General features: G+C 68.8%; 19 protein-coding genes and 1 tRNA gene. 11 read left to right on the top strand and 9 right to left on the bottom strand.

All coding sequences use genetic code 11. The features are described from left to right. Nucleotides 1-70: 70 nt before the first annotated feature. On the top strand, nt 71-1,174 hold the full coding sequence (locus GA0116996_RS07375) for a mandelate racemase/muconate lactonizing enzyme family protein (protein WP_092308801.1): 1,104 nt from the start codon (nt 71-73) through the stop codon (nt 1,172-1,174). A gap of 9 nt (nt 1,175-1,183) precedes the next feature. Here GA0116996_RS07375 and GA0116996_RS07370 read toward each other — a convergent pair whose 3' ends face one another. The 7 genes from GA0116996_RS07370 to GA0116996_RS07340 form a co-directional block, all read right to left on the bottom strand. Then, nucleotides 1,184-2,053 carry a metal-dependent hydrolase gene (locus GA0116996_RS07370; RefSeq protein WP_092308798.1) on the bottom strand — a complete coding sequence of 290 codons (870 nt, stop codon included), beginning with the start codon at nt 2,051-2,053 and terminating at the stop codon, nt 1,184-1,186. Between the two features lie 56 nt (nt 2,054-2,109). Continuing rightward, nucleotides 2,110-3,669, bottom strand: a complete 1,560-nt coding sequence (locus GA0116996_RS07365; RefSeq protein ID WP_092308795.1) for a serine hydrolase — start codon at nt 3,667-3,669, stop codon at nt 2,110-2,112. Nucleotides 3,670-3,823: 154 nt separating this feature from the next. Beyond that, nucleotides 3,824-3,910: transfer RNA gene (locus GA0116996_RS07360), tRNA-Leu, on the bottom strand. A 117-nt stretch (nt 3,911-4,027) separates the two neighbouring features. After that, entirely contained in the window at nt 4,028-4,837 is an 810-nt protein-coding gene (locus GA0116996_RS07355) for a MetQ/NlpA family ABC transporter substrate-binding protein (protein ID WP_092308792.1), read from the bottom strand. Between the two features lie 203 nt (nt 4,838-5,040). Then, complete coding sequence (locus tag GA0116996_RS07350; protein WP_092308789.1) at nt 5,041-5,361, bottom strand: type II toxin-antitoxin system PemK/MazF family toxin; 321 nt, start codon at nt 5,359-5,361, stop codon at nt 5,041-5,043. Continuing rightward, on the bottom strand, nt 5,355-5,603 hold the full coding sequence (locus GA0116996_RS07345; RefSeq protein WP_092308786.1) for an AbrB/MazE/SpoVT family DNA-binding domain-containing protein: 249 nt from the start codon (nt 5,601-5,603) through the stop codon (nt 5,355-5,357). Before GA0116996_RS07345 ends, GA0116996_RS07350 begins: the two co-directional genes overlap by 7 nt. A 165-nt stretch (nt 5,604-5,768) precedes the next feature. Continuing rightward, a complete protein-coding gene (locus GA0116996_RS07340; RefSeq protein ID WP_092308783.1) occupies nt 5,769-6,176 on the bottom strand; it encodes a VOC family protein in 408 nt (135 codons plus the stop codon). 236 nt (nt 6,177-6,412) lie between these two features. Between GA0116996_RS07340 and GA0116996_RS07335 the strand changes: the two genes are divergently transcribed. Beyond that, nucleotides 6,413-6,883, top strand: a complete 471-nt coding sequence (locus GA0116996_RS07335; RefSeq protein ID WP_165835128.1) for an SRPBCC family protein — start codon at nt 6,413-6,415, stop codon at nt 6,881-6,883. Continuing rightward, on the top strand, nt 6,880-8,361 hold the full coding sequence (locus tag GA0116996_RS07330) for a DHA2 family efflux MFS transporter permease subunit (RefSeq protein ID WP_092308777.1): 1,482 nt from the start codon (nt 6,880-6,882) through the stop codon (nt 8,359-8,361). Before GA0116996_RS07335 ends, GA0116996_RS07330 begins: the two co-directional genes overlap by 4 nt. 20 nt (nt 8,362-8,381) lie before the next feature. Here the strand turns inward: GA0116996_RS07330 and GA0116996_RS07325 are convergent, their stop codons facing one another. Further along, on the bottom strand, nt 8,382-8,651 hold the full coding sequence (locus GA0116996_RS07325) for an acyl-CoA-binding protein (RefSeq protein WP_012353003.1): 270 nt from the start codon (nt 8,649-8,651) through the stop codon (nt 8,382-8,384). A 129-nt stretch (nt 8,652-8,780) separates the two neighbouring features. Between GA0116996_RS07325 and tsaB the strand changes: the two genes are divergently transcribed. Genes tsaB through GA0116996_RS07305 form a run of 4 tightly spaced genes read left to right on the top strand, consistent with a single transcriptional unit; the run spans nt 8,781 to nt 12,076 of the window. Then, nucleotides 8,781-9,536: a tRNA (adenosine(37)-N6)-threonylcarbamoyltransferase complex dimerization subunit type 1 TsaB gene (tsaB, locus tag GA0116996_RS07320; RefSeq protein ID WP_092309775.1), complete on the top strand. Its 756-nt coding sequence runs from the start codon at nt 8,781-8,783 to the stop codon at nt 9,534-9,536. After that, nucleotides 9,533-10,093 (top strand): ribosomal protein S18-alanine N-acetyltransferase, encoded by a 561-nt coding sequence (gene rimI, locus GA0116996_RS07315; RefSeq protein ID WP_092308774.1) that lies wholly within the window; start codon nt 9,533-9,535, stop codon nt 10,091-10,093. Before tsaB ends, rimI begins: the two co-directional genes overlap by 4 nt. Then, complete coding sequence (locus tag GA0116996_RS07310; protein ID WP_092308771.1) at nt 10,090-10,968, top strand: uracil-DNA glycosylase; 879 nt, start codon at nt 10,090-10,092, stop codon at nt 10,966-10,968. Before rimI ends, GA0116996_RS07310 begins: the two co-directional genes overlap by 4 nt. Further along, nucleotides 10,943-12,076 (top strand): DUF1853 family protein, encoded by a 1,134-nt coding sequence (locus tag GA0116996_RS07305; RefSeq protein WP_092308768.1) that lies wholly within the window; start codon nt 10,943-10,945, stop codon nt 12,074-12,076. Before GA0116996_RS07310 ends, GA0116996_RS07305 begins: the two co-directional genes overlap by 26 nt. A 42-nt stretch (nt 12,077-12,118) precedes the next feature. Here GA0116996_RS07305 and lplT read toward each other — a convergent pair whose 3' ends face one another. Continuing rightward, nucleotides 12,119-13,438, bottom strand: coding sequence for a lysophospholipid transporter LplT (lplT, locus tag GA0116996_RS07300; RefSeq protein WP_092308765.1), 1,320 nt, complete (start codon nt 13,436-13,438; stop codon nt 12,119-12,121). Nucleotides 13,439-14,018: 580 nt separating this feature from the next. Between lplT and alr the strand changes: the two genes are divergently transcribed. From alr to GA0116996_RS07280, 4 genes are all read left to right on the top strand, one after another. Next, on the top strand, nt 14,019-15,140 hold the full coding sequence (gene alr / locus GA0116996_RS07295; RefSeq protein ID WP_092308762.1) for an alanine racemase: 1,122 nt from the start codon (nt 14,019-14,021) through the stop codon (nt 15,138-15,140). Nucleotides 15,141-15,290: 150 nt separating this feature from the next. Next, nucleotides 15,291-16,652 carry a DNA repair protein RadA gene (gene radA / locus GA0116996_RS07290; RefSeq protein ID WP_092308760.1) on the top strand — a complete coding sequence of 454 codons (1,362 nt, stop codon included), beginning with the start codon at nt 15,291-15,293 and terminating at the stop codon, nt 16,650-16,652. A 3-nt stretch (nt 16,653-16,655) separates the two neighbouring features. Next, the gene (locus tag GA0116996_RS07285; RefSeq protein ID WP_092308757.1) at nt 16,656-17,219 is read left to right on the top strand and encodes a GNAT family N-acetyltransferase; all 564 of its coding nucleotides are present in this window, start codon (nt 16,656-16,658) and stop codon (nt 17,217-17,219) included. A gap of 145 nt (nt 17,220-17,364) precedes the next feature. Then, nucleotides 17,365-17,850: a disulfide bond formation protein B gene (locus tag GA0116996_RS07280; RefSeq protein WP_092309772.1), complete on the top strand. Its 486-nt coding sequence runs from the start codon at nt 17,365-17,367 to the stop codon at nt 17,848-17,850. Nucleotides 17,851-17,853 lie beyond the last annotated feature (3 nt).

The raw sequence follows: 17,853 nt of genomic DNA, 5'->3' as shown, positions 1-17,853 counted from the left end.
GGCCTATATTGAAGTCCTGCGGCATGGCCACCGGCGTCGCCGGGCCCGCCGCGGCAGGAAGGAGCGCGCCATGAAGATCGCCAGCATCGAAGCCATCGCCCTGCGCATTCCGTTCACGGTCGGCGGCGTGTCGGCCGCGGGCGTCTGGGGCGGGGCCGGCATGCAGGCCGCCGACTCGCTGCTGCTCAAGGTGAGCACCGATGACGGCCTGGTCGGCTGGGGCGAAACCTTCGGCTTTGTCGGTGTTCCGGCGGCCAGGGCGGCGATCGAGCAGATGCTGGCGCCGGCCTGCATCGGCCGTGACGCGAGTCAGATCGACGCGATCGGCCTCGAGCTGCAGCGCCGCTTCCATGTGTTCGGGCGCAGCGGGCCCTTGTTCTATGGGCTGTCGGCGCTCGATATCGCGCTGTGGGACCTCTGCGGCAAGGCGGCGGGGCTGCCCGTCTGCCGGCTGCTAGGCGGGGCCCGGCGCGAGCAGCTGCCGGCCTACGCCAGCCTGATCCGCTATGCCGACGCCGAAGCGATCGCGGTCAACGTCAGGCGCGCCATCGCCGATGGCTATCGCAGCCTGAAGCTGCACGAAGTCGACCTGGCCGTGATCCGCGCCGCGCGCGCGGCCGCGGGCCCGGATATCGAGATCACGCTGGATACGAACTGCCCATGGACGCTGCATCAGGCCATCGACATGGCCCACGCGCTGCAGCCCTTGTCGCTGAGGTGGCTGGAAGAGCCGCTGTGGCCCCCCGAGAACTACGCCGGACTGGCGGCGCTGCGCCGGCGCTGCGCGATCCCGCTCGCCGCCGGCGAGAATGCCACCACGCTGATGGAATTCGAGCAGCTACTGAGCCTCGGTGCCGTCGATGTGGTGCAGCCCAGCCCGGCCAAGATGGGCGGCATCAGCGCCCTGCGCGATGTCTTTGCCCTGGCCCGGGCGCACAAGGCGCAGGTGATGGTCCATACCTTCTACGACGGCCCCGGGCTGCTGGCCGCCATGCATGCCACCGCGGCGCTGGGCGATGCCGACGCCATGATCGAATGGCGGTACTTCGACATGGCCGCACAGGTGCTTGGCAATGCCGTGGTGCCGCGCGACGGCATGATCGCGCTACCCACGGGCCCGGGCCTCGGCCTCGACCCCGATCCGGAAGTGATCCGGCGCTACCGCGTCGGCTGACGCCGGCGCTCAGAAGTCGACCTTTTCTCCCGGCTGCGGCACGATCACGCTCGCCGCGGCACCGGCGCCCAGCGCCGTCCTGAATGCCTCCGGCGTGCCGCTCGCTTGCGGCGAGGTCTGGTAGTGGATCGGGATCGCGAAGCGGGGCCGGATCAGGTCGCGCACGGCGATCGCGGCATCCTGCGGTCCCATGGTGGAATAACCGCCGATCGGGATCAGCACCAGATCCGGCTTGTAGATCTCGCCGATCAGGCGCATGTCGCCGAACAGTCCGGTATCGCCCATGTGCCAGATGCGGAAGCCGTTCTCCATTTCAATGATGTAGCCCACCGGCTCGCCGCCGTAGTGGGTTTCGTCCTTGCCCGTGGCCGGGTTCTTCAGCGCCAGTTCGGACGAGTGTTCCGCGTGCACCGCTGTAATTTTCGGGCCCGCCGGGCCAAACGGCATGACCGTGCCGCTCTTGCCGAAGCGCTGCACCTGCGCCTCCGGCACCAGGCCCAGGCTGACCAGCGCCCGGCCCAGGCCGCCGCCGTTGTACACCGGTGCATTGGTCAGCCGGGCCAGCGCGGGGGTATCGCCCAGATGGTCATTGTGGGCATGCGTGACCAGGATCAGGTCGACCTTGCCGAGCGCGGGCAGCTGCCTGAAACCGGGCGGGGTTTTCGGATTGCTGGTCAGCCACGGGTCGATCACGATGACCTTGCCGCCCGGCGTGGTGATGCGCGTGGCGGCCTGGCCCAGCCACAGCACTTCGGTCTTGCCCGCGGTGGGCTGGCCGGGCGCTACCGGGCGCGGCGCGTCCGCCGGGGGCGTCGGCGCGGCACAGGCGCCGAGCAGGGCGCAGAGGGTGGTTAGCATCCTCGCAAGGTGTCTGAGCATGTCCTGCCTCCGTGAGTGGATCGATGCCGGATCGATACGCAACGCAGCCCGGGCCGCTAGCGCGCAAACATGCCCAGGCCTTCGTGGTCGTAAAACTCCAGCCAGACGCGGTCGCTGGAAAACGCGGCCTGCGAGATCGTCCCCGGCATGGCGTTCTCATTGTCGAGCGTGAAGGTGAAGATATCGCCGTCCCAGTGGCTCAGCGGCAGCACCAGCGGCGTCGCGCCGAGCGTCATCACCAGCGTGCCGCCCTGGTCGGCGACCTGCAGCGGGCCGTAGTAGTCGTTGCGGTAGGTGCCGGTGTAGACCGACAGCGCGCGCGCCGGCAGCGGATTGGCCGGGCGCGGCTGCCCCACCAGCCGGCCTTCCGGCTCCAGCAGCGGTGCCAGCGCATCGCCATAGAGCTTGCCCCAGTCGCGGCGGATGGCGCCATATTGCGCCAGGTCGAAGAACTGGGCGCTCAGGGTTTCGGGCACGCCGATGGGCTGCGCGTTGGTCAGGGTCACGATCGCCAGGTCGAGCTCAGGCACCGCCATGAAGCTGGTCGCGGCGCCCAGGGCGAAGGCGCCGGAGTGGTTGAGCGAGGTCAGGCCCAGTTCGGTCGTGCCGACATTGAAGCCATAGCCATAGTAGCCGGCAGGGCGCTCGCCGGCGGGCGGGTTGCTCTGCATCTGCGGACTCACCGCGGGCGCCAGCGCGGCGGCGTCGACCACCCGCTGCCCGCCGAACTCGCCTTTGGCGAGCAGCATCGCCAGCCATTTCGCCATGTCGTTGACCGACGCACTGACGCCGCCCGCAGCCGATTGCGCATCGGGCATCCGCGCCGTGCCCTGAACCCAGTTGCCGTTGACCCGCACGTGGCCGATCGCGCGGTTGTCGCGCCCGGCATAGTCTGCAAAGCGCGAGCTGGTGCGCGTCATGCCCAGCGGCCGGTAGAGCGCCTGTTCCGACAGCGTGGCCCAGTCGGTGCCGGCGGCGACGGCAACGGCTTCGGCGGCCGCGGTCATGCCGAAGTTGGTGTACGCGTAGACCGCGCGGAACGGATGCAGCGGCAGGAAGCGCAGGCGCGTCAGCACTTGCTGGCGGTCGTAGCCCATGTCTTCGAGACGGTCGCCGGCGTGGTCCGGCAGGCCTGAACGGTGGGCGTAGAGGTCGCCGATGGTGACGGCCGCCGACACCTCGGCATCGGCCAGCGTGAACCAGGGCAGGTGCGTGCGCACCGGCGTATCCCAGTCGATGCCGCCACGGCCTACCTGGCGCGCCACCACCGTGGCGCCGATGGACTTCGACACCGAGGCCAGCTGGAATACCGTGTCGGCATCGACCGGCGCAGGATCGGTCACCAGCCGGCGACCGAAGCCCTTGGCGTAAACAGTCTGGTTGCCGCGCACCACCGCCACCGCCATCCCGGGCACGCGTGAGCTGGTCATCAGGTCCGCGACCAGCTGGTCAAGCTGGGCGATGGCCTGAGTGATCTGTGCCGCGGGGACCGGCTCGGGCGGCGGGGGCGCGGGCGGCGGCTCGTCGTCGTCGCCGCCGCACGCCGGCAGCGCGGGGACCAGCAGGCCGCCCAGCGCGGCTCCCAGGAAACGGCGACGCTCTTGCAGTTTGCCCACGGTAGTTCTCCGTTGTGAGGCGGAACAGGCCATGGCACGGCAGTGTCGGGGCCAGGTAGAACTACTGTATGCGATCGATCGCCGGGCGGCGAATGATGGTCGGCGCTGCAAAGCAGAAGGCCCGCACTTTCGCGCGGGCCTTCTGCCTGAAACTTGGTGCCCAGGAGAGGACTCGAACCTCCACAGTGTTGCCACCGCTAGGACCTGAACCTAGTGCGTCTACCAATTCCGCCACCTGGGCAGGTGGTGAGCCGCGAATTCTACCGAAGGCGGCGGAATTTGCAAGCCCTTGCGCGGGCGCCGTGCGAAAAAAACTTTGGCGACCGCGCTAAGCAGCGGTCGGGGCGCCCGCCGGCGATCAGAACGACGGCACCATCGCGCCCTTGTACTGTGCCTTCATGAACTGGCGCACGTCTTCCGACTGGTACGCGGCCACCAGCTTCTTGACCCACGGCTTGTCCTTGTCCTGGGTGCGCACCACGATGATGTTGGCGTACGGGCTGTGGATGTCTTCCAGCGCGATCGCGTCCCTGGTCGGCTGCATGCCGGCGGCGAGCGCGTAGTTGGTGTTGATCACGGCGGCGCCGACATCGGGCAGCGCGCGCGCCAGCTGGGCCGCGTCCAGTTCCACGATCTTCAGCTTCCTGGGGTTCTCGGCCACGTCCAGCGGCGTGGCATTGGAACCGTTGGTGCCGGCGCCGGCCTTGAGCTTGATCACGCCTTGCGCCTGCAGCAACAGCAGCGCGCGGTTTTCATTGGAAGGGTCGTTGGGCACCGCCACCTTGGCGCCCTGAGGCAGGTCCTTCGGCGACTTCAGGTTCTTCGAGTAGATGCCCAGCGGCGAGATATAGGTGTAGCCCACGCTCTGCATCTTGTAGCCGCGCTGCTTCACCTGGCTGTCCAGGTACGGCTGGTGCTGGAAGCTGTTGGCGTCGAGGTCGCCGGCGTCGAGCGCGGCGTTGGGCTGGACGTAGTCGTTGAACTCGACGACCTTCACATTCAGGCCATTGCGCTTGGCCACCTTCTGGACCACTTGCCAGACTTCGGCGTCCGGTCCGCTGACCGTGCCGACACGGATGGTCTGTTCCTGGGCCGAGGCACTGCCGGCGGCGATAAAACCTACGGCGGACACAGCTGCCGCCAAACGCTTGATGAAAGACGTGCGCATAGGAGTGGTGAAGATCTTGTTGTGATGTGGCGAGTGAGAGGCAATCGCGGAGCAGGGATCGCCTGTCCGGAGCGAGCGCACAGATTAACGCAATTGCGTCCGGACGGCGCGGCGCGGACGATTCTGGCGTCTATTTCTTTTTCATAAGCTTATGAAGCCAGGCGGCGCCCGTCCGCCGGCATTAAATGCCCCGGCGCCGCAACTCAGTCCGCAAACACTTCGCGCAAGGTCCGCAAGGTGTCTGCCACGGTTCGGTCACTCAGGCCGCCCGCCCGCTTCACCAGCCGGGACTTGTCGACGGTGCGCAGCTGGTCCAGCAGGATCAGGCCGGTCTTGCGCTGGAAGGTCACCGGGATGCGAAACGGTGCCGGCCGGCTTCCGGTGGTCATCGGCGCCACCGTCACCGTGCGCAGGTAGTCGTGCATCTCGGGCGGCGACAGGACGACGCAGGGACGCGTCTTCTCGATCTCGCTGCCGACGGTGGGATCGAGCGCGACCAGCCAGACATCGCCGCGCGCTACCATTTCAACTCCGCGTCGTCGGCGTTGGGCAGCTCGCCCAGCACCAGGGTGTCGTCGCTGGCCGCGGCGATCTGCTGGCTGGCTTCGGCCCAGCCTTGCCGCGGTGCCTGCCGGGGCCGGCGCAGCACCAGCGTGTCATTCACGATTTCCATTTCCACTTCATTCTCCAGACCCAGCTGTGCCAGGATGGCCTTGGGAATCAGGACACCTTGCGAGTTGCCCATCTTGCGGATCGTTGCCTTCATGTCTTGTTGCTCATGGTGTGGCCAGTCGTGGCGTCAGCACAATGTTATTACACCGCGGGCATCAAGGAAACAGGCAGGCACGACGCTGGATGGAAATGTGACATCCCGGCGCAGCGGGCAACAGGCGAATTGTCCGAAAACGCCCGCGCCGCGCGGAGAGGCCGCTCAGTCGGCGACAGTCCCGTAGCCCTGGCCCTTCCATTGGATAAAACACAGCCCATGCCCGAACGGGTCCGCCAGCGTGGCCTGCCGGCCCCAGGCAAATTCCTGGGGCCAGTCTTCGATCTCGGCGCCGGCCTCGAGCGCGCGCTCGATGGCCTGCTCAAGGTCGGCGACGACGAAATCGAGGTGAACCGGGGTCCAGTGGCGGCGATAGTCGCGCCGGGTCGCGGCGCGCGTGGTCGGGCGCGTGCCCGCGGGCTTGGCGAGCAGGTAGATCGGGGCATTGCCGCCCAGCATTTCGGCGACGGAGCCGTCGAACAGCTTGCGGCCCAGCCGCAGTCCCAACCCTTGCGCGTAGAAATCGATGCCGCGCGCCAGGTCGTCGACATCGATATTGATCAGCAACTCCATCACAGCCTCCTGCAGCGTTCCGTGTGAAAGCGGCCGCATTGTGCGCCGGGTCTCCTGACAGCTGCTGTCAGGAGTGATGTTTCAGCCGGGCGCGACGTCCGGGAGCTGCAGTTGGCGCAAGTCTGGCCGATATCCCAAAGGGCCGGGTCGGCCCATGTTGCAGTGCGCAGACAAAAAGGTCTCGCGAATACGCGGAGACTTCATAATATCGACTTATTGCAAATGGGAGAGTGAAGTTGCGTTTTGAGCACTTGGTTGAGATCAATGATCCGGGCAACCCGCAGCTGGAACCGCTGACGGCCGAGCAGGTGTGGCAGGGCCTGGTGCTGCGCGCCGAATCTCCCGAGCTTTTCGTGCTGGGCCTGGACCGCGCCGAAGTGGTGGGCCGCGGCGACAACTGGATCGACCGCGTGCTGCATTTCGGCGAGGCTTCGATCGAAGATCACGTGGTCTACGAGCCGCGCCGGCTGGTGCGCTATGAGACCGCGGCCACGGCCGAGCATGCCGGCGGCACGCTGACCATGGCCATCGAGACCCCGGCGCCGGGCGCGCTGCTGCTGCGCTTTATCTACGACACCACCATGCCGGCCGTCGACGCCAGCGGCGACGACCGCTACGCCGAGATCGTCAAGTCCGCCTACCACGCCGCCGACATCGACACCGTCCGCAAGATCCGCGAGATCGCCGATACCGGGCGGCTGGGGTGAGCGAGGGCCCCGCCACGCCGGAGGGTTCCGGCCAGCGGCCGGCTCTGCCGACCCGGCAGGCGCTGCGCGAGCGCTACGGCGAACGGCTGCGCTGGCTGGTGCTGACGACGCTGATGCTGGGCACGATCTCGTCGATCGTCTCGTCCACCATCGTCAATGTGGCCATTCCCGACCTGAGCCGGCATTTCGCGCTGGGTCAGGAGCGCGCGCAATGGGTCGCGGCCAGCTTCATGATCGCGATGACGCTGTCGATGCTGCTGACGCCCTGGCTGCTGAACCGCTACGGGCTGCGGCGCACGTTCCTGGGCGCGTCGCTGCTGCTGGGCGCGGGCGGGCTGGTGGGCGGATTCTCGCCGACCTACGGCGTGATGATCGCCATGCGCGTGGCCGAGGGCATCGCCGCGGGCATCATGCAGCCGCTACCCAATATCCTGATCCTGCGCGTCTTTGAAGAGCGCGAGCAGGGCAAGGCGATCAGCATGTTCGGCTTTGGCGTGGTGCTGGCGCCGGCGCTGGGGCCCAGCCTGGGCGGCTTCCTGGTCGAGGCCTTCGGCTGGCGCTCGATCTTCTTCGTGGTGGTGCCGCTGACGCTGCTGGCGGTGCTGATGGCGCGCCGCTTCATGGCGGTGGACTCAATCATGATGGGCGAGCGCCAGCCGCTGGACTGGCGCGGGCTGGGCCTGGCCGGCATCGCCACCGTCAGCCTGCTCAACGGCGTGGTCGAGATGCGCGAGAGCGTGCCCGCGGGACTGGCGCTGTCGGGCTTTGGCGTGCTGATGCTGGCGGCCTTCGTGATGTGGCAGCTGCGCGCGGCGTACCCGCTGATGAATATGCGGCTCTACAGCTACCGGCAGTTCGCGGCCGGGGCGGTGGTGGCCTTCATCTATGGCGCGGGCCTGTTCGGTTCGACCTACCTGTTGCCGGTCTATATGCAGATGGCGCTGGAGTACACGCCGTCGCGCGCGGGCCTGGTGCTGTTCCCGGCGGGCGTGGTGCTGGCGCTGACGATTGCGGTGGCGGGTCGCTTCACGCACCGGATCCCGCCGCATGTGCAGGTGTCGTTCGGGCTGGCGCTGCTGTCGTTGTCGTTCCTGCTGATGGCGCTGGGCTCGCGCGCGACCCCGTACCTGGTGCTGGTGGCGCTGGCGGTGCTGGGACGGATCGGCCTGGGCTGCATCCTGCCGTCGCTGACGCTGGGCGCGATGCGCGGCGTGGACTTCACGCTGATCGCGCAGGGTTCGAGCTGCATCAACTTCCTGCGCCAGCTCGGCGGCGCCATTGGCGTGAGCCTGGCGGGGGTGGGGCTGCAATGGCGCCTGGCCGAGCATGGCGCGTTGCTGGGCCAGGCCGGCGACAGCGCGCTCCAGGCCGCGCGCATCCGCGCCTTCGACGAGACCTTCCTCGCGGTGGGCGTGGTGATCGCCAGTGCGATGCTGGCGGCCTGGCGCATCCGGCCGCGTCCGGCGCCGGCGGCCTGAGGCCGCCGCGCCGGAAACATTCAGCTGGCGGCGCCGCTGCGCAGTTCTTCCACCAGCGCGATGTACTGCTCCATCGCCTGTTCGCGCGCGGTGCCGCGCAGCGCTTCCCACGCCTCGAACTTGTAGCGGCCGACGAAGTCGGTCATGCCGGGCTTGTCGCCGTGCGCATCGCCCTCGCTGCCTTGCTTGAACAGCGCGTACAGGCGCAGCAGGGACATATTGCTGGGGCGCTCGCTCAGTTGCTTGACGTCGATCTGGGCCTGTTCGAAGCGTGCCTGCAGGTCGCTCATGGGGTTCCTCCGTGTGGACTGTCTTGAGTTGCGAAAATGCAGTCCGATGATAGCCGCCCGGCGCGGCCGCGCCGTCCGTATAAAACCGAAGAAGCCCTCGATTCCGGGCCCAACGGCTACAATCGCGCCATGTCCTGGATTCTTGCTGTCGAAACTTCTACGGAGTGGTGCTCGGTCGCGCTCGGACGCGCGGCAGGCGCCGGCCTCGAGTGCCTGGTGCGCCATGAGCACACCGGCGCACGCTCGTCGGCGCGCGTGCTGCCGGCTGCCGGCGAATTGCTGGCCGAAGCCGGCATTGCGCTGGCCGATTGCGCGGCCATCGCCTTTGGCGCCGGCCCGGGCTCGTTCACCGGCCTGCGCACCGCCTGCGGCGTGGCGCAGGGGCTGGCGTTCGGCGCCGGCCTGCCGGTGGTGCCGGTCAATACGCTGATGGCCTGCGCCGAACGCGCCCGCGCCGCCACGCCGGCGCTGCCGGACGGCACCGCGGTGCTGGTGGCGCTGGATGCGCGCATGGACGAGGCCTATGCGGCGGCCTTCGGCTGGGACGCGGCCGCGCAGGAGTGGGCGGAACTCACGCCGATGCAGGTCGGCGCGCCGGAAACCGTGGCCGTGCCCGCCGGCGAATTCTGGCTGGCCGGCAACGCCTCCACCGTGTTTGGCGAACGCCTGGCGGGCCTCGGCCGCGCCGCCCGCGTGCTGCCCGAGGCGATGCCCCATGCGCAGCCGGCGGTTGCCCTCGCGCTGCGCGCGCTGGCGCGCGGCGAGGCCATCGACGCCGACCAGGCCATGCCGGTCTACCTGCGCGACAAGGTCGCCCAGACCATCGCCGAACGCGAGGCCGTTGCGGAGGCGCGCGCGGCGGCCCGGCCCGGGAGCGCATCGTGAGCGCCGCGTATCCCCTCGCGGACCGCCACGACTGGCCCGAGGTGCCGGCTATGCCGGTGTTGCCCGAGGGCTGGTCGCTGGGCCGCATGAGCGCGCTGGACCTGCAGGCGGTGGCGGGCATCGAGGCGCGCGCCTACAGCCATCCGTGGACGCGCGGCAATTTCGAGAACTCGGTCAAGTCCGGGCATCTCGGGCTGACGCTGCGCGATCCGGCGGGCACGCTGGTGGCCTACGCCGTGCTGATGCCGGTGGTCGATGAAATGCACCTGCTCAACATCACGGTCGAGCCGCAGCGCCAGCGCCAGGGGCTCGGGCGCCTGATGCTCGCGGTGGTGCTGGCGACCTCGCACGCGCACCGCATCCACACCATGCTGCTGGAGGTGCGGCCCTCCAATGCCGGAGCGATCGCGCTGTACCAGGCGGCCGGGTTTGCCGAGATCGGCCGCCGCAAGGGCTATTACCCGGCGCCCGGCGGCAAGCGCGAAGACGCGCTGGTGCTGCGCCGCGCCTGGGCGGCGCAGGATGCCGCCAACGAGGGCACGGAGGGCAAGGCATGAGCCGCCGGGCACAGTTCCTCGAGGTGCTGGGGATCGCCACCGAATGGGTGCCGCGCGCGCGCAACGACGCCCTGGCAGAAGCGGTGCCCGCCCTGGCGCCCGCGCCGGCCGCGATGCCGGTCGCGCAGGCGCCCGTGGCCGCGACGGCGGCTCAGGCTGCTCCCGCCGCTGCGGTGGCAGCCGAGGCTGTACAGCCCCTGTCGGCGCCGGCGGTGCAGCCGGCAGCCCGGGCGCCCGTCATTCCTGCGCTGGTTCCCGCCGGGCCGGCGCCGGGCTCGGCGCAGGCGGAGCGCGAAGCTGCCATTGCCGCAATGGACTGGCCGGCACTGGATGCGGCCGTGGCCGGCTGCACCGCCTGCGGGCTGTGCCAGAACCGCACCAATACCGTCTTCGGCGTGGGTGACCGCCAGGCGGAATGGATGCTGGTGGGCGAAGCCCCCGGCGAGAACGAAGACCTGCAGGGCGAGCCCTTCGTCGGTCAGGCCGGCAAGCTGCTCGACAACATGCTTGGCGCGCTTGGGCTGGCGCGCGGGCGCAATGTGTTCATCGCCAACGTGCTCAAGTGCCGCCCGCCCGGCAACCGCAATCCGGAACCGGAAGAGGTGGCGCAGTGCGAGCCCTTCCTGCGCCGGCAGATCGCGCTGGTCAGGCCCCGCGTAATCGTGGTGCTGGGCCGCTTCGCCGCGCAATCGCTGCTGCGCACCACCACGCCCATCGGCAAGCTGCGCGGCACCGTGCATGCGTATGAGGGCATCCCCGTGGTGGTGACCTACCATCCCGCCTACCTGCTGCGCACGCTGACCGACAAGGCGCGCGCCTGGGAAGACCTGTGCCTGGCCCGTGAGGTCCATGACCGTGCGGGAGCTGGGGCCTGACCTCTCGCTGACCCGCGGCGGCGACGGCCATGGGCCGTCGCACGCGCCGTTGTGGCGCCGCGCTGCGTCGGCACGCGCGCGTGACCTGGCCTGGACCACGCTGTCGCCGCCGCTGCTGGACGCGGTGCCGGGGGCCGCGCTGGCGCGCTGGCCGGCCGGCACCCTCGAGGCCTGGCAGCGCTGGCTCGAAGGCGCGGATCCCGCCGCGCTGCCAGCCACCATCGACGAACTGGCCGACGGCCACGCCGTGCCCTGCGCCGATGCCGACCCCGATCCCGCCAACCGCAGCCTGCGACTGGGGCGGCATGCCGAACGGCTGCTGCAGTTTGCCTTGCGCCATATGCAGGGGCTGTCGCTGCTGGCCGCCAACGTGCCGGTGCGGCGCGCCGGCCGGCACGGCGTGCGCACGCTGGGCGAGCTGGATTTCGTCTGGCGCGAGCTGGACTCGGGTGCGGTGGTGCACTGGGAGATGGCGGCCAAGTTCTACCTGATGGCGGCGGGCGGCCACCAGCCGCCGCGGGCGCAGGATTTCGTCGGCCCGAACCTGGTCGACCGCCTTGGCGACAAGCTCGGCCATATCGTGCACCGCCAGCTGCCGCTCGGGCATACCGCCGAAGCGCGGGCCGCGCTGGGCCATACCGTGGACCGCAGCGAGGTCTACCTGCTGGGCTGGCTGTTCTATCGCGACGGCCAGGTGCCGGCCGGTCTGGAGACGCTGGGGATCGCGCCGGACCACCTGCACGGCTGGTGGTCGACGCTCGATGCCTGGGCCGGGCGCGCCAGGGCGCGCCCGGGCCTGCGCTGGTGTCGCCTGCCGCGTACCGGGTGGCTGTCCGGCGCGCTGGTGCCGGAAGCCGGCACGGCCGACGCCGGCACGCTGCACGCGCTGCTGGCGCAGCGCTTTGCCGATCCGCGCCATGACCACGGCTGGCGCCGCGAGTCGCCGGTGATGCTGTGCGAGCTGGAACCGGCCGGGCCGCAGGCGCCGGGCTGGTGGCGCGAATGCTCGCGCGGGTTCGTGGTGCCGCCGGGATGGCAGGAGCGGGCGCTGGCGCGCACCGAAGAGCCGCCGCGGGCAGGCGCGCAGGCGGGGCAGGCCGACGCCTGATGCCGCCTGGCCGGCCGCGGGCGCGGCCGCGCCGCGATGGGGCTAGTGGTGCTTGTCCTCGCCGATCATCGCCAGCGAGTTGAAGGTGCGCACGTTGTACTTGTGCAGCTTGAGCACCAGCGCCATGGTCACGCAGATAAACAGCCCCAGCGCGATGATGACCACGCCGATCGGCACGTTGAGCTTGATCAGCAGCGCGTACAGGCACAGCATCAGCAGCACCGAGACGTTCTCATTGAAGTTCTGCACCGCGATCGAGTGCCCGGCCGACAGCAGCACATGGCCGCGGTGCTGCAGCAGCGCGTTCATCGGCACCACGAAATAGCCCGACATCGCGCCCACCAGCATCAGGAACACGTAGGCGATGGCCATGTAGAGCGGCATGTGCAGGCCCAGCACGTCGAGCGTGACCTGCGGCATCGCGTCCTTGGTGTAGAACGCCATCACCATCACCGTGGCGCCCATCGCCACGCCGAACGGCAGCACCGACAGCGATTTGCGCAGCGGAATGCGCGCCGCCGCCAGGATCGCGCCGACGGCCACGCCCACGGCCACCACGGCCTGCAGCAGAGCGCCCTGGGACAGGTTCAGGCCCAGCGATTTCTCGGCCCACTTCAGCACGATGAACTGCAGCGTCGCGCCCACGCCCCAGAACAGCGTGGTCACCGCCAGCGAGATCTGGCCCAGCTTGTCGCGCCACAGCGCCAGGAAGCAGTCGCCGAACTCGGCGATCAGCTTGATCGGGTTCTTTTCCTGCGCCGGATAGCGGGCGCCGGTGTCCGGGATGAACAGGTTGAACAGCGAAGCGATCACATAGAACAGCATGATCACCACCATCGCGGCCTCGGCCGGGGTGTCGATGCCGGTATTGATGAAGGGCACGTCCAGGCGCAGCAGCAGGCCGGAGACATGCACGGAAATCAGCGCACCGCCCACCACCGTGCCGAGGATGATCGAACCCACCGTCAGGCCCTCGATCCAGCCGTTGGCCAGCACCAGTTTTTCGGGGGGCAGCAACTCGGTCAGGATGCCGTACTTGGCCGGCGAATACGCCGCCGCGCCGAAGCCGACCACGCCGTAGGCCAGCAGCGGGTGCAGCCCGAACATCATGATGGCGCAGCCGACCACCTTGATGGCGTTGGTGATGAGCATCACCCGCCCCTTGGGCATCGAGTCGGCGAAGGCGCCGACGAAGGCGGCAAGAATGACGTAGGAAAGAACGAAGAACAGCTTGAGCAGCGGGGTCATCCACTGCGGGGAGTGCAATTCGGTGAGAAGGGCGATGGCGGCGATCAGTAAGGCATTGTCGGCCAGCGAGGAAAAAAACTGCGCGGCCATGATGGTGTAAAAACCCTTCTTCATGCTGTCGACTTTCTCTCCATCGCGCGCTCCATTCAGGGGGACCAGGCTGGTGCCGGCCGCAGAGGCCATGGTTTGCAGGGAACCTTGTGCCGCGGCCGTGTCGAATTGTGTCGTAGGTGCTGCGCTGCGGCGCCGTGAGGCCTGCCTGACAGTCATTGACATAATGCTTCGCTTTTAGAACATGGCCGGAGCGTCCGGCTTTATATCACGAAAACATGACATTCCCGAACCCCGGCAACGGCTCTTTTTGACAGCAAATTGCCTTGCCGATTCCCTGATGACCCCCGGCAACAGCATCCGAATGTGTTCAAATAACGGCTGCCACCGCGGCCCGCCGGACCGGTCTTTCCCTGTTCTGGTGTGCGCCCGGCGAGATATGGTGACTGGGATACCCGGGCCTGCCAATTGCGGGCATCCCGCATATCCGTCACCACAGCCGTCGCCGGTACGTGCTGCGGCACACCGACAGGTGACGTTTGCGCCATCGATACTGAGACAGAGCCGTCCCTCCAGCCCGCTGGGTGCGCATGCGCCGCCCGCGCCGCTGCCGGCTTTGTCCGCTACCCTGATGTGACTTCCAATGCCAAGACCGATCCAAGCCGTCATCCACCAACCCGCCCTGGCCAACAATCTCGACGTGATCCGCCGCAAGGCGCCCGATTCGCGCGTCTGGGCGGTAGTCAAGGCCAACGCCTACGGCCATGGCATCCGCCGCGTCTTTGCTGCACTGCGTGGTGCCGACGGCTTCGGCCTGCTGGACCTGAATGAGGCCGTGCTGCTGCGCGACCTCGGCTGGCAGGGCCCGATCCTGCTGCTGGAGGGCTTCTTCCAGCCGCAGGACATCGCCCTGATCGAGCAATACCGGCTGACCACCGCGATCCACTGCGACGAACAGCTGCGCATGCTGGAAAGCGCGCGCCCCAGGGGCCCGCTGGCAATCCAGCTCAAACTCAACACCGGCATGAACCGGCTCGGCTTCCATCCGGCGGAATACCGCACCGCCTGGGAGCGCGCGCGAGCCATGCCGTGCGTGGGCAGCATCGTCCATATGACGCATTTCTCCGATGCCGACGGCCCGCGCGGCATCGCCCACCAGATCGAGGCCTTCGACGCCGCCACCGCCAACCTGCCGGGCGAGGCCAGCCTGTCGAATTCCGCCGCGGTGCTGTGGCACCCGCAGGCGCATCGCGCCTGGGTGCGCCCCGGCATCATCGTGTACGGCGCGTCGCCCACCGGGCGCGATGCCGATATCGCGGGCACCGGGCTGCAGCCGGCGATGTCGCTGCAGAGCGAACTGATCGCGGTGCAGGACCTGCAGCCGGGCGATACCGTCGGCTATGGCTCGCTCTTCACCGCGGAGCGGCCGATGCGCATCGGCGTGGTCGCCTGCGGCTATGCCGACGGCTACCCGCGCCACGCGTCGGGCTGGGGCGAGCGGCGCGCGCCGGTGCTGGTCGACGGCGTGCGCACCGAACTGGTCGGGCGCGTGTCGATGGACATGCTGTGCGTCGACCTGACGCCGTGCCCCAAGGCCCGCGTCGGCAGCCCGGTCACGCTGTGGGGGCAGGGCCTGCCAATCGACGAAGTGGCGCAGGCCAGCGGCACGGTCGGCTACGAGCTGATGTGCGCGCTGGCGCCGCGGGTGCCGACCACGGTGGCGACCATCACGGCATCGGACAGCGCCGCGCCCGCGGTCGCCTGATTTGCGCTGACAAGCGGGGCGGATGCGGGCGCAGCGCCGCACGGTTACGCTCTGCACGCGTTGGCTGCCTCAGGCCGCTGCGCCCACTACGCTACCTCCGCGGGCCGGGTCGCTTCACGCCCGGCTCGATTCTTTCTGCAAGGACCTCCGTTGGCCAAGAGCAAGACTGTCTATACCTGTACCGAATGCGGCGGCACCACGCCGCGCTGGGCCGGCCAGTGCCCGCATTGCCAACAGTGGAACACGTTGGTGGAAACCGTGGCGGAATCCGCCGCGAACAAGCGCTTCCAGCCGCTGGCGGCATCGGCGACGGTACGCAGGCTGGCCGAGATCGACGCCGCCGACGTGCCGCGCTTTTCCAGTGGCATCGACGAATTCGACCGGGTGCTGGGCGGCGGCCTGGTGTCGGGCGGCGTGGTGCTGATCGGCGGCGATCCCGGTATCGGCAAGTCGACGCTGTTGCTGCAGGCGCTGGCCAACCTGGCCGGGCAGCGCCGCGTGCTCTATGTCAGCGGTGAGGAATCGGGCGCGCAGATCGCGCTGCGCGCGCAGCGCCTGGGCGTGGAAAGCCCGTCGCTGGGGCTGCTCGCCGAAATCCAGCTGGAGAAGATCCAGGCCACGCTGGAAGCCGAAAAGCCCGAGGTCGCGGTGATCGATTCGATCCAGACGCTGTATTCCGAGGCGCTGACCTCGGCGCCGGGGTCGGTGGCGCAGGTGCGCGAATGCGCGGCGCAGCTCACGCGCATTGCCAAGAGCAGCGGCACCACCATCATCCTGGTCGGCCACGTGACCAAGGAAGGCAGCCTGGCGGGACCGCGTGTGCTCGAGCATATCGTCGATACGGTGCTGTATTTCGAAGGCGATACCCATTCGTCGCACCGGCTGATCCGCGCCTTCAAGAACCGCTTCGGCGCGGTCAACGAGCTGGGCGTGTTCGCGATGACCGAGCGCGGCCTGCGCGGCATCAGCAATCCGTCGGCGCTGTTCCTGTCGCAGCACGAAGAGACCGTGCCGGGCTCGTGCGTGCTGGTGACGCAGGAAGGCACGCGGCCGCTGCTGGTGGAAATCCAGGCGCTGGTCGATACCGCGCATGTGCCCAACCCGCGCCGCCTGGCGGTGGGGCTGGAGCAGAACCGGCTGGCGTTGCTGCTGGCCGTGCTGCACCGGCACGCGGGCATCGCCTGCTTCGACCAGGATGTGTTCCTGAACGCGGTAGGCGGGGTCAAGATCACCGAACCCGCGGCGGACCTGGCGGTGCTGCTGTCGATCCACTCGTCGATGCGCAACAAGCCGCTGCCGCGCGGCCTGGTGGTGTTCGGCGAAGTGGGGCTGGCCGGCGAGATCCGCCCCAGCCCGCGCGGGCAGGAGCGCCTGAAGGAAGCGGCCAAGCTGGGTTTTACGCTGGCCGTGATCCCCAAGGCCAATGCGCCCAAGCAGAAGATCGACGGGCTCGAAGTGATCGCGGTGGAGCGCATCGAGCAGGCCATCGACCGCGTTCGCCACCTGGACTGAGCCATGGACACCGGCATCGCCTTCGAGACCGGCCGCTTGCGGCTGCGCCAGTGGCGCGATGAAGACCTTGCGCCGTTTGCCGCGCTCAATGCCGATGCGCAGGTGATGCGCTATTTCCCGGCCCCACTGTCGCGCGCCGAAAGCGATGCGATGGCCGGGCGCTGCCGCAGCCTGATCGCGCAGAAGGGATGGGGCGTCTGGGTCGCCGAACGCAGGGCGGACGATACCTTCCTGGGCTTTGTCGGACTGCATGAGCCGGCCGCCACGCTGCCATTCGCGCCGTGCGTGGAGATCGCCTGGCGGCTGGCGCGGCACGCCTGGGGCCAGGGCTACGCCACCGAGGCGGCGCGTGGTGCGCTTGCCTATGGCTTCGGCCGCCTGGGGCTGGACGAAATCGTCGCCTTCACCACCCTCGCCAATGCCCGCTCGCGCGCAGTGATGGAGCGGCTTGGCATGCGCCAGGACGCGGTGGGCTTCGATCATCCCGCCTTGCCGCCGCGGCACCCGTTGCGGCCGCATTGCCTGTACCGCTTGCCGCGCGCGGCCTGGCAGGCAGCGGGCGCATGAGGCCGATGCGTCAGTCCGCCAGGGGGCAGCAGGCCGGCGCCGCATGTGGCGCCGACGGCAGGCGCGGCAAAATCGGTAATAATGCGCAGCACAGCCGCGCCTCGCACTGACGGCAACGATTTACCGGATCACCTGAGCTCCAATGATGCAAGCCAATTCCCGCCCCTATTTCCTGCTGATTGCCATCGTCTCATTCGCCCTGGTCGGCGTTGCGCTCTACCTGCAGTTCGAAAAGGGCTACCAGCCTTGTCCGCTCTGCGTGATGCAGCGCTTCGCCTTCATCGGCATCGGCGTGTTCTCGCTGCTGGCCGCGGTGGCGCAGAACACGCGCTCGCTGTGGCAAGGGCTGGGCATGCTGTCCGGCATCGCCGGCATCGCGGTGGCGGTCTATCACGTGTCGCTGCTGCTCAATCCCAAGGCCTCGTGCGGCATCGACCCCCTCGAGAACTGGGTCAATGCGCTGCCCACCGCCAAGGTGCTGCCGCAGCTGTTCTACTCCGATGGCCTGTGCACCGCGCCGCTGCCGCCGGTGCTGGGGCTGTCGGTGCCGGCATGGTCGCTGATCTGGCTGTTTATCCTGACGCTGACGCTGGCGGTGGGGCTGATCCGGAGGGAGAAGAATTTCCGCTGAGCT

The organism is Cupriavidus alkaliphilus (genome assembly GCF_900094595.1).
GTDB classification, from domain to species: domain Bacteria; phylum Pseudomonadota; class Gammaproteobacteria; order Burkholderiales; family Burkholderiaceae; genus Cupriavidus; species Cupriavidus alkaliphilus.
This window is presented reverse-complemented; position numbering and strand designations above follow the sequence as displayed.